Below are 1,805 nucleotides of genomic sequence, written 5' to 3'. Positions count from 1 at the left end.
AAAAAAAGAATCAGAAGTATTGAAAAATACTACTTGATTTAAAGAGGAGTGATAAGATGAAACCTTTAAAGGTAAGTGAATTAAATAAGTATATTAAAAGAATATTTGCCTCTGATATGATTCTTTCTAATATACAGATAGAAGGTGAAATCTCAAACTTTAAAAGGCATATAAGTGGTCATTTATATTTTTCATTAAAAGATAATAAATCATTAATTAAATGTGTTATGTTCAAAGGTGATGCTAAATATAACACATTTAATTTATCTGAAGGGCAAAAAATCATTGCTGAAGGATATATATCTATTTATGAAAAGAATGGAGAATATCAATTGTATGTTAAAAATATTAAAGAAGATGGGATTGGAGAACTATATAAAGCTTATGAAAAATTAAAGCTTAAATTAGAGAAAGAGGGTCTATTCGAAAAAAAGTTTAAGAAGGATTTACCTTTTTTGCCAAAGAACATAGGGGTCGTAACTTCGCCTACAGGAGCTGCAGTTCATGATATAATTCATATAATAAATAGAAGATCTTCATCTTCCAAACTTTCTATATATCCGTCATTAGTTCAAGGTACTAGTGCATATAAAGAAATTATAAAAGCTTTAAACTATTTAGATGACGATGAAAATATTGAAGTTATAATATTAGCTAGAGGTGGTGGTTCAATGGAAGATTTATTTTGCTTTAATAATGAAGAACTAGCAAGATGTATATTCAATTTGAAAACACCAATTATATCTGCTGTTGGACATGAAACAGATTTCACAGTATCAGACTTTGTATCTGATTTAAGAGCTCCTACACCATCTGCTGCAGCCGAACTAGTTGTACCAAATAGAATGGATCTAAAAAATGAATTAAATAGTAGGTACAATGATTTAGAAAGCATGTTTCTAAAGTCATTGAAATATAAAGATAAAGAGCTAAATGTATTTAAAAATGAACTTAAATATAATAATCCGTATCTTAAACTAAGAAACAATAGACAAGAAATTGATATGATTTTTAAAGATTTATCTGCATATATAAATAATAGTTTAAATAAAAAAACTAAATCTCTTTTAAGTTTAGAAAATGATTTTAAAGTATTAAATCCTTTATTATCCTTAGAAAGCGGACATGCTATTCTTATAAATGATAAAGGCAATGTTATAAAGTCATTAAAGGATATAGAATTAAATGAACTTATAAATGTAAAAGTCAAAGATGGAGAAATGCAAGTGCTTGTAAAAGAGATTAAAAAGGAGAATAATTTATATGGAAAATAAAAAATTATCATATGAAGAGGCTTTAAAAGAATTAGAAAATATTGTGGGAAAATTAGAAAAAGATGAAACTTCTCTAAATAATTCAATAGATATTTTTAAAAGAGGAGTAGAATTATATAAATATTGTAACAAACTTCTATCTGACGCTGAAAATGAAGTTAAACTTCTACTAGATGACTCAGACGATTCAATAATAGAAGTTAATTTTTTTGGAGAGGATGAGAAAAATAATTTCTAATGATATAAAAGAACTTGTAGATATAATAGATGATAAATTATATTCATATTTAGATTTTAAAGGTTCATATCAAAAAAATATATATGATTCAATGGAATATAGTTTGTTCACTGGTGGAAAAAGATTAAGACCTATAATCGCTGTAAAGTCCTTTGAAGTATTTAGTGAAAATAAATCACATATACTTCCATATGCATGTGCCATAGAAATGATTCATACATACTCGCTTATACACGACGATTTACCATCTATGGATAATGATAAGACGAGAAGAGGAAAGCCTACAAATCATA

3 protein-coding genes are annotated in these 1,805 nt (G+C 26.1%); all 3 read left to right on the top strand.

Annotation, left to right across the window (positions count from 1 at the left end; all coding sequences use genetic code 11):
- Positions 1-56 precede the first annotated feature (56 nt).
- Entirely contained in the window at positions 57-1,274 is a 1,218-nt protein-coding gene (gene xseA / locus ACTHW2_RS11020; protein WP_442263970.1) for an exodeoxyribonuclease VII large subunit, read from the top strand.
- Positions 1,264-1,512, top strand: a complete 249-nt coding sequence (xseB, locus tag ACTHW2_RS11015; protein ID WP_442263969.1) for an exodeoxyribonuclease VII small subunit — start codon at positions 1,264-1,266, stop codon at positions 1,510-1,512. Before xseA ends, xseB begins: the two co-directional genes overlap by 11 nt.
- A partial coding sequence (locus ACTHW2_RS11010) for a polyprenyl synthetase family protein (protein WP_442263968.1) occupies positions 1,493-1,805 on the top strand: 313 nt, incomplete at its 3' end. The genes xseB and ACTHW2_RS11010, both read left to right, overlap by 20 nt.

The sequence above is a fragment of the Tissierella sp. genome, from assembly GCF_052089545.1.
Taxonomy (GTDB): domain Bacteria; phylum Bacillota; class Clostridia; order Tissierellales; family Tissierellaceae; genus Tissierella_A.
Note: the sequence above shows the minus strand (reverse complement) of the source record. Positions and strands in the feature narration are given on the sequence as shown.